The sequence below is a fragment of the Caldovatus aquaticus genome (genome assembly GCF_019458025.1).
Taxonomy (GTDB): domain Bacteria; phylum Pseudomonadota; class Alphaproteobacteria; order Acetobacterales; family Acetobacteraceae; genus Caldovatus; species Caldovatus aquaticus.
The window spans coordinates 19,664-27,824 of the sequence record NZ_JAHZUY010000045.1 but is presented as its reverse complement, the minus strand read 5'-3'; the positions used below and the strand labels follow the sequence as shown (position 1 = coordinate 27,824).

Sequence of the window (8,161 nt, the reverse complement as noted above, 5' to 3'; positions counted from 1 at the left end):
CGGGAGACGCCGTGGTCGGCGCGGCGCGGCTCATCGCGCCGGCAGCGCCGGGCGGGCGGTGCCGGCGCGGCGCCCCCGCAGGGTCGCGGGCCGGCCCGGCGGCTGTGGCATCGGCACGCGTCTCTCCCCCCTTCGTTCCCCTCTCGCTGCACGCCTGCATCGCGCGGCAGCGCGGGGCGCGTCAACGCGCCCGCGCCGCAAGGCGGGCGGCCGCGCGCGGCGGTCCGGCGCGCGTCCCGTGCCCCGGCGGAGCCGCGGCGCGAGTCCGCTGCCTGCGCGGCCGGCCGGCTCAGCTCCCCTCGCGGCCGAGGACCGCCATCAGCTCGCGCCACTCGCGCCGGGACAGGCCGCTCGCCTCCTGCGTCACCGCCTCGCCGGCCAGCATGCGCCTGACCGCGGCGAGCATCTGCGCCGAGAGGGTCGCGGCGCCGAGGCGGTAGTCGCGGAACGCCTCGAAGGTCATCGGCACCCAGGCCTTCACCGTCTCCAGCATCGCCTCCGCATAGGCGCGGATCTCGTACTGGGCGTGCGGGTCGGCGCGCAGCGCGAGGAAGTGCAGCAGGTTGTGCAGGTCTATCTTCCAGTACCACTGGGTGTAGGTGTTGAGGGTGAGGTTCATGCGCGCAAGCTCGCGCGCCAAGCCGCGGCGCCCGGGGGCGCGCGGCGCCCCGCTCTCGTCCTCGTTCAGCATCCACAGGTAGTGGTCGTAGTTGCGCGCCGCGTCCTCGCGCAGCAGGGCGAGCACCTGCGCGGCCTCGGCGCCCTGCAGGACCTCGCCGCGGCCCTGGCGGTTGACGGCGGACTGGGCGGCGAGGTGCTCGGGCGCGGGGAGGTAGAACTCGCGGTCGAGGATCGAGTAGCGGGCGGAGTACTCGTTCACGTTGGCGGTGCGGTGGCGGATCCACTGCCGGGCGACGAAGATCGGCAGCTTCACGTGGTACTTGATCTCGCACATCTCGAAGGGGGTGGTGTGGCGGTGGCGCATCAGGTAGCGGATCAGGCCGCGGTCCTCGTTCGCCGTTCGCGTGCCGCGCCCGTAGGAGACGCGCGCCGCCTGCACCACCGCGGCATCGTCGCCCATGTAGTCCACGACGCGGATGAAGCCGTGGTCCAGCACCGGGATGGCCTGGAACAGCATCGCCTCGAGCGCCGGAACGGTCGGCCGCCGGGTTCGGTGCTCGGCCGCCCGGGCGGCCTCGATCTCCTGCTGCTGTTCCGTGGTCAGCGCCATGCCCCGCCCACCCCCTCGATTCGCGTCGCGGCTGCGCCTATATTCCGATCGCCGCCTCGGCGGCTATGGCGATAAACGCGGCCCGGAATAAGCGTTGCGGACCCGGGGGCAGTGCCCGGCGCCTCCACCAGTTCCCGGCGGCGGGGTCCACCCGCCGCCCTCAGGGGGGCGAAACAGGCTCGACGCGCGTGGTAAAGGGGTCGTCTTCGCCCGGCATGGTTCCGCCGTTATCGGGCCGAATCACAAGTGCCAACGACAACAGCCGCGAGGCTGTGGCGCTCGCTGCCTAGACCCTAGGTAAGCGCGGCCCGGGGGGCGCCGGGCAACAGAAGCCCCCCACTTCTCCGCGTGATCGGCGTATCTTTCGTGTTGTCCGGCGGCCGGGTTCGCCTTAAGGTTGAGCGCCGAGGGTGGGCGTATGAGCGAAGAAGCGAGACAGGCGCAGAGCCTCCTCCCCTACGACCGCTGGACCGAGGATGCGCTCCGCGAGGTCGTGGTGCGGGCGCTGGAGCATACCGCCGCGCACGGGCTGGCGGGCGAGCACCACTTCTACCTGACCTTCCGCACCGACCATCCGGGCGTATCCATGCCGGGGCACCTGCGGGCGCGCTATCCGCAGGAGATGACCATCGTCCTGCAGCACCGCTTCTGGGACCTCAAGGTGGACCGGCGCGCGGGCAGCTTCTCGGTCGGCCTGTCCTTCGGCGGGGTGCCGGCGACGCTCGTCGTGCCCTTCGCCGCCGTGGTCGCCTTCGCCGACCCCCATGTGCGCTACGGCCTGCGCTTCGAGGCACGGGTCGAGCCGGCCGGGGACGAGCCGGCGCCCGCCGGTGCGCCGGAGGAGCAGGCCGCGCCGACCCCGCAGGTGGTCCGCCTCGACGCCTTCCGCCGCCGCCCGGCGCGGGAGGGGTAGGCGCCGCCAGCCTGCCGGACGGGCGACCCCTGCCGGGGGCGGCAGGAAGCGTCCGGGGGCGGCGGGAGTGGGGCGCCGCGGTTGGCGCCGCGCGAACGGTGCGCTAGGACCGCGCCGAGGATGAAGCGCCAGCGCGGTCGGCCGCCACCGGTCCTGGCCGCCGCGCCGCGCGCCGCGGAGACGCCAGCCCATGACCCCACCGCTCGACGCCGCGCCGTCCGCCGCGCGGCCGCAGGGCTTCCTCTACAGCCCGATGTTCCCGCTGGGCAAGGACACCACGCCCTGGCGCAGGCTCGACGTCGCCGGGGTCTCCACCACGCGCTGCGACGGCCGCACGGTGCTGAAGATCCGGCCCGAGGCGTTGACCGAACTCGCCTTCCAGGCCTGCCGCGACGCCTCGCACCTGCTGCGGCCCGGGCACCTCGCGCAGCTCCGCGCCATCCTCGACGACCCCGAGGCCTCGGCGAACGACCGCTTCGTCGCGCTCGACCTACTGAAGAATGCCAACATCGCCGCCGGCATGGTGCTGCCGATGTGCCAGGACACCGGCACCGCCATCGTCTTCGGCAAGAAGGGCCAGCGCGTCTGGGTGGAGGGCGACGAGGAGGAGGCGATCTCCTTCGGCGTCCACCGCACCTACACCGAGACCAACCTGCGCTACTCGCAGATGGCGCCGCTCTCCACCTTCGAGGAGGTGAACACCGGCAACAACCTGCCGGTGGAGTTCTCCATCATGGCGGCTCCGGGCGAGCACCACGCCGAGGAGTTCCACCTGATGTTCGTGCTGAAGGGGGGTGGGTCGGCGAACAAGACCTTCCTCTACCAGCAGACGCGGGCGGTGCTGAACAAGCCGAAGCTGCTCGCCTTCCTCGAGGAGAAGATCAGGACGCTCGGCACCTCCGCCTGCCCGCCCTACCACCTGGCGATCGTCATCGGCGGCACCTCGGCCGAGGCGACGCTGAAGACGGTGAAGCTCGCCTCCACGCGCTACCTCGATGCGCTGCCGACCAGGGGCAGCAAGGCCGGGCACGCCATCCGCGACCCGGAGCTGGAGGCGGAGATCCACAGGCTGACGCAGAACCTCGGCATCGGCGCGCAGTTCGGCGGCAAGTACTTCTGCCACGACGTGCGGGTGATCCGCCTGCCGCGCCACGGCGCGTCCCTGCCGATCGGCATCGGCGTCTCCTGCTCGGCCGACCGGCAGATCAAGGCGAAGATCACGCCGGAGGGCGTGTTCCTCGAGGAGCTGGAGCGCGACCCGGCCAAGTACCTGCCGGAGGCGACGGAGGAGATCCTCGGCGGCGAGGTGGTGCGGATCGACCTCAACCGGCCGATGGACGAGATCCGCGCCACGCTCTCGCGGTACCCGGTGAAGACGCGCGTCTCGCTGACCGGCCCGATGGTGGTGGCGCGCGACATCGCCCATGCGAAGCTGCAGGAGCGGCTCGACCGCGGCGAGGGCCTGCCGCAGTACCTCAAGGACCACCCGGTCTACTACGCCGGCCCGGCCAAGACGCCGCAGGGCTACGCGACGGGCAGCTTCGGGCCGACCACCGCCGGGCGCATGGATTCCTACGTCGAGGCGTTCCAGGCGGCGGGCGGGTCGCTGGTGATGCTCGCCAAGGGCAACCGCTCGCGCGCGGTGCGGGAGGCGTGCCGGAAGTACGGCGGCTTCTATCTCGGCTCGGTCGGCGGCCCGGCGGCGCGGCTCGCCCGGGACTGCATCACCAAGGTCGAGGTGCTGGAGTATCCCGAACTCGGCATGGAGGCCGTGTGGCGCATCGAGGTGAAGGACTTCCCGGCCTTCATCGTCATCGACGACAAGGGCAACGACTTCTACGACGGGCTGGAATAGCCCGCTTCAGCGAGGAGGCGACGGCCATGGCCGGATACCGGGTGAGGATCTGGTTCGACGCGGACGGCATCGGCGTCGGGCAGCCGGCGCGCGACAACGGCGTGCTGGAGCTGCCCGTCATCCCGCAGCCCGGGATGGAACTGGCCGACGACACGGGGCGGGTGGCGATGGTCCGCCGCGTGGTGCTGCTCGCCTCGCCCGATCCGGAGGGCGCGGTCGCGGTCGTAGTGTGCGCGCCGGGCTGACGGGCGCGCCTGCCATGACCCGCCGCCTGATCTCCTCCGGCAGCCGCTTCGAGGAGGAGATCGGCTATTCGCGCGCCGTGGTGGAGGGCGACCATGTCTGGGTCTCCGGCACCACGGGCTACGACTACGCGACCATGACCATCGCGCCGGACGCGGCCGCGCAGGCGGAGCAGTGCTTCCGCAACATCGCCGCCGCGCTGGCGCAGGCGGGCTGCACGCTGGACGACGTGGTGCGCGTGCTGTTCATCGTGCCGGACCGCGCCGACTGGCCGGCCTGCTGGCCGGTGGTGCGGCGGCATCTCGGCCGGGCGCGGCCGGCCGCCACCCTGATCCACGCCGGGCTGCAGACGCCGGAGATGCGCATCGAGATCGAGGCGACGGCGCGCATCCCGCGCCCTCCCTCCGAACCCGCGGCCGGGTAGCGGGCGGGAACCCGGCGCGGCGCGCGGGGGCGCGCGCTCAGGCCAGCCGGGCGGCCGCCTCGCGGTATTCGCGGCGCAGCCGCGCGCACAGCTCGGCGACGCTCGGGATGTCGCGGATCGTGCCGACGCCCTGGCCGGCGGACCAGATGTCCTTCCAGGCCTTGCGCCGTTCGCGGTCGTAGCCGCCTTCGGGCCTGGGCGGCAGGTTGTCGGGGTCGAGCCCCGCGGCGACGATCGAGGCGCGCAGGTAGTTGCCGTGCACGCCGCTGAAGGCCGGGGTGTAGACGATGTCCTTCGCGCCGCTCGCCTCCACCACCATGCGCTTGTAGGCGTCCGGCGCCATGCTCTCGCGCGTGGCGATGAAGCGCGTGCCGAGGTAGGCGAGGTCGGCGCCGAGCAGCCTGGCGGCGGCGATCTGCGCGCCGTTGGTGATGGCGCCGGAGAGGATCAGCGTCGTCTGCGGGAAGGCGGCGCGCAGCTCGGCGAGGAAGGCGAAGGGGCTGTAGGTGCCGCCGTGGCCGCCGGCGCCGGCGCAGACCGCGACGATGCCGTCCACCCCCGCCTCCGCCGCCTTCTCGGCATGGCGCATGGTGATCACGTCGTGGAACACCAGGCCGCCATAGCCGTGCACCGCCTGCACCACCTCGGCGTTGGCGCCGAGCGAGGTGATGACGAGCGGCACCCGGGCCTCGACCGTCGCCTTCAGGTCGGGCTCGAGGCGCGCGTTGGTGCGGTTGACGATGAGGTTGACGCCGAACGGCGCGGCGCCGGGGAAGGCTTCGAGCGCCTCGCGGATGCGCGCGAGCCACTCCGCGTAGCCCCCGGTGGTGCGCTGGTTGAGGCTGGGGAAGGTGCCGAGCACGCCGGCCTTGCAGGCCTCGATCACCAGCTCGGGCCCGGAGACGAGGAACATCGGCGCGGCGATCGCGGGCAGCGACAGACGGCCCTGCAGGGCTTCGGGAAGCGGCATGGCGGGGTCCTGGGTGCGGGTCGGGCGGACCCCGGCCGGAGCGGCGCGGGGGCGGGGCCATCCTCGCCGGCGCCGGCGCGGGCGTAAAGCCGCGCGGCAACGGCGTCGCCCGCGACCACGCACCGGGAGAACGGAACCGCATCACATCCCGCAGAAGAAGAATAATATACTTTCTCTCCGGAGGATGTTGCCAAGTTGGCGGAAAAATATTCTCTAGGCGGCGAAGGCGCGCCCGGCGGCGCGCCGCCCGCCAGAGGCCGCCCGATGACCAAGGTCTATGTCCTGCACGAGAACGACGCCTGGGTGGAGCCGCTGCGCCAGGCCTTCGCCGCGCTCGGCACGCCGCATGAGGAGTGGTTCCTCGACCGCGGCCTGCTCGACCTGCGGCGCCCGCCGCCCGGGGGGGTGTTCTACAACCGCATGAGCGCCTCCTCGCACACGCGCGGCCACACCTACGCCCCCGAGTACGCCGCCGCGGTGATCGAGATGCTCGAGCGCCACGGCCGCACGGTGGTGAACGGCCGCCGCGCGCTGCAGCTCGAGCTGAGCAAGGTGGCGCAGTACGAGGCGCTCGCCGCGCACGGCATCCCCACCCCCGAGACCATCGCCGTGATCGGCGAGGAGAACATCCCGGACGCGGCGGAACGGCTCGGCTATCCGCTGATCCTCAAGCACAACCGCGCCGGCAAGGGCCTCGGCGTGCGCCTGGTGCCGGGCCCGGCGGAGCTCGGCGACGCGCTCGCCGCGCTCGCCGCGAGCGACGACCCCCACGCCCGGCCGCGCGACGGCATCTGGCTGGTGCAGCGCTACATCCGCGCCCCCGAGCCCTGCATCGTCCGCGCCGAGTTCGTCGGCGGACGGTTCCTCTACGCGGTGCGGGTGGACACCTCCGCCGGCTTCGAGCTGTGCCCGGCCGACCAGTGCCAGGCCGGGCCGGCCGCCGCCTGCCCCGCCTCCGCCCCCGGCGCGCGGTTCCGCGTGATCGAGGGCTTCGACCACCCGCTGCTGCCGCGCATGGAGGCGTTCCTGCGCGCCAACGGCATCGGCGTCGGCGCCATCGAGTTCGTCACCGACGAGCACGGCCGCAGCTTCGCCTACGACGTCAACACCAACACCAACTACAACCCGGAGGCCGAGCGCGCGGCCGGCGTCTCCGGCATGGGCGCGATCGCGCGCTACCTGACCGCGCTGCTGCAGGGCGAGCGCGCGCCGCGCGCGGCCGCCTGATCCGCCGCCCCCGGAGCCGCACTTCAGCCCCGTACAAGGAGGACCACCACCGCGATGTCCGGCGTGACGACGACCGCCTCCCCCTCCCTGAGCCCCGCCTGGCCGCGGCCCGGCCGCCGCCCGATCGTCGCCGCCGCGGCGGCGCTGCTGCTCGGCGCGCTGCTCCTGCAGCAGCACGTCAGCGCCCGCCAGGCGGCGCTGTTCCTGATCGGCGGCGCGCTCGGCCTCGTGCTCTACCACGCGGCCTTCGGCTTCACCGCGGCCTGGCGGGTGTTCATCGCCGACCGGCGCGGGGCGGGCCTGCGCGCGCAGATGGTGCTGCTCGCGCTCGCCGCGCTGCTGTTCTTCCCCGCGCTCGAGGCGGGCTCGCTGTTCGGCCAGCCGGTCGCGGGCTACGTCGCGCCGGTCGGCGTCTCGGTCGCGGCGGGGGCGTTCCTGTTCGGCATCGGCATGCAGCTCGGCGGCGGCTGCGCCTCCGGCACGCTCTATGCGGTCGGCGGCGGCTCGACGCGCATGGTGGTGACGCTGCTGTTCTTCATCGTCGGTTCGGTGTTCGGCGCGGCGCATCTGCACTGGTGGGCGGCGCTGCCGGCGTTCGCGCCCGTCTCGCTGGTCAAGGCGTGGGGCGCGTGGCCGGCGCTCGCCGCGCATCTCGCCCTGTTCGCCGCGATCGCCGCGCTCACCGTGGTGCTGGAGCGGCGCCGCCACGGCCGCCTGCTGGCGGACGAGGCGCCGCGCGGCGCCGGCCCCCCGGCGCGGCTGCTGCGCGGGCCGTGGCCGCTGGTGGCGGGCGCGGTGGCGCTCGCCGTGCTCGACTTCGCCACCCTCGCCCTCGCCGGGCGGCCGTGGGGCATCACCTCCGCCTTCGCGCTCTGGGGCTCCAAGGTCGCGGACGCGCTCGGCATCGACGTCGCGTTCTGGCCGTACTGGTCCACGCCGGCCAACGCCGCGGCGCTGCAGGCCAGCGTGTTCGCCGACGTCACCTCGGTGATGAATTTCGGCATCGTGCTCGGCGCGCTGCTCGCCGCGGGCCTCGCCGGCCGCTTCGCGCCCGAGTGGCGGATCGCGCCGCGCCCCCTGCTCGCCGCGGTGCTCGGCGGGCTGCTGCTCGGCTACGGCGCCCGGCTCGCCTATGGCTGCAACATCGGCGCCTATCTCGGCGGCATCGCCTCCTCCAGCCTGCATGGCTGGCTGTGGCTGGTTTCCGCCTTCGCCGGCAGCGTGCTGGGGACGCGCCTGCGGCCGCTGTTCGGCCTGGAGGTCGAGCGCGCGGCGCGCCGGACGGGCTGCTGAAGGCC

Annotated in this window: 8 protein-coding genes and 1 other RNA gene; 7 read left to right on the top strand and 2 right to left on the bottom strand. The window is 73.6% G+C overall.

Annotated elements, in window-relative coordinates; all coding sequences use genetic code 11:
• Window positions 1–289: 289 nt before the first annotated feature.
• Window positions 290–1,231 (bottom strand): FAD-dependent thymidylate synthase, encoded by a 942-nt coding sequence (thyX, locus tag K1J50_RS14080; protein ID WP_220118391.1) that lies wholly within the window; start codon window positions 1,229–1,231, stop codon window positions 290–292.
• A gap of 11 nt (window positions 1,232–1,242) precedes the next feature.
• Between thyX and ssrA the strand changes: the two genes are divergently transcribed.
• The 5 genes from ssrA to K1J50_RS14055 all read left to right on the top strand — a co-directional run bounded on the left by ssrA (window position 1,243) and on the right by K1J50_RS14055 (window position 4,666).
• Window positions 1,243–1,572: a transfer-messenger RNA gene (ssrA, locus tag K1J50_RS14075) on the top strand.
• 77 nt (window positions 1,573–1,649) lie between these two features.
• Window positions 1,650–2,144, top strand: coding sequence for an SspB family protein (locus K1J50_RS14070; RefSeq protein WP_220118390.1), 495 nt, complete (start codon window positions 1,650–1,652; stop codon window positions 2,142–2,144).
• Window positions 2,145–2,334: 190 nt separating this feature from the next.
• The gene (locus K1J50_RS14065) at window positions 2,335–3,999 is read left to right on the top strand and encodes a fumarate hydratase (RefSeq protein WP_304502918.1); all 1,665 of its coding nucleotides are present in this window, start codon (window positions 2,335–2,337) and stop codon (window positions 3,997–3,999) included.
• Between the two features lie 26 nt (window positions 4,000–4,025).
• Window positions 4,026–4,244: a hypothetical protein gene (locus K1J50_RS14060; protein ID WP_220118389.1), complete on the top strand. Its 219-nt coding sequence runs from the start codon at window positions 4,026–4,028 to the stop codon at window positions 4,242–4,244.
• Window positions 4,245–4,258: 14 nt separating this feature from the next.
• The gene (locus tag K1J50_RS14055; RefSeq protein WP_220118388.1) at window positions 4,259–4,666 is read left to right on the top strand and encodes a RidA family protein; all 408 of its coding nucleotides are present in this window, start codon (window positions 4,259–4,261) and stop codon (window positions 4,664–4,666) included.
• Between the two features lie 37 nt (window positions 4,667–4,703).
• On the opposite strand, the gene K1J50_RS14050 is transcribed toward K1J50_RS14055, so the two are convergent.
• Window positions 4,704–5,636: an NAD(P)H-dependent flavin oxidoreductase gene (locus K1J50_RS14050; RefSeq protein ID WP_220118387.1), complete on the bottom strand. Its 933-nt coding sequence runs from the start codon at window positions 5,634–5,636 to the stop codon at window positions 4,704–4,706.
• 264 nt (window positions 5,637–5,900) lie between these two features.
• Between K1J50_RS14050 and K1J50_RS14045 the strand changes: the two genes are divergently transcribed.
• Both K1J50_RS14045 and K1J50_RS14040 read left to right on the top strand, forming a co-directional pair.
• Window positions 5,901–6,863, top strand: coding sequence for an ATP-grasp domain-containing protein (locus K1J50_RS14045; RefSeq protein WP_220118386.1), 963 nt, complete (start codon window positions 5,901–5,903; stop codon window positions 6,861–6,863).
• A gap of 54 nt (window positions 6,864–6,917) precedes the next feature.
• Window positions 6,918–8,156, top strand: a complete 1,239-nt coding sequence (locus tag K1J50_RS14040) for a YeeE/YedE family protein (protein WP_220118385.1) — start codon at window positions 6,918–6,920, stop codon at window positions 8,154–8,156.
• Window positions 8,157–8,161 lie beyond the last annotated feature (5 nt).

Coding starts and splice junctions, on each gene's coding strand:
- thyX (WP_220118391.1), bottom strand. CDS start 1,231: ATGGCGCTGACCACGGAACAGCAGCAGGAGATCGAGGCCGCCCGGGCG.
- K1J50_RS14070 (WP_220118390.1), top strand. CDS start 1,650: ATGAGCGAAGAAGCGAGACAGGCGCAGAGCCTCCTCCCCTACGACCGC.
- K1J50_RS14065 (WP_304502918.1), top strand. CDS start 2,335: ATGACCCCACCGCTCGACGCCGCGCCGTCCGCCGCGCGGCCGCAGGGC.
- K1J50_RS14060 (WP_220118389.1), top strand. CDS start 4,026: ATGGCCGGATACCGGGTGAGGATCTGGTTCGACGCGGACGGCATCGGC.
- K1J50_RS14055 (WP_220118388.1), top strand. CDS start 4,259: ATGACCCGCCGCCTGATCTCCTCCGGCAGCCGCTTCGAGGAGGAGATC.
- K1J50_RS14050 (WP_220118387.1), bottom strand. CDS start 5,636: ATGCCGCTTCCCGAAGCCCTGCAGGGCCGTCTGTCGCTGCCCGCGATC.
- K1J50_RS14045 (WP_220118386.1), top strand. CDS start 5,901: ATGACCAAGGTCTATGTCCTGCACGAGAACGACGCCTGGGTGGAGCCG.
- K1J50_RS14040 (WP_220118385.1), top strand. CDS start 6,918: ATGTCCGGCGTGACGACGACCGCCTCCCCCTCCCTGAGCCCCGCCTGG.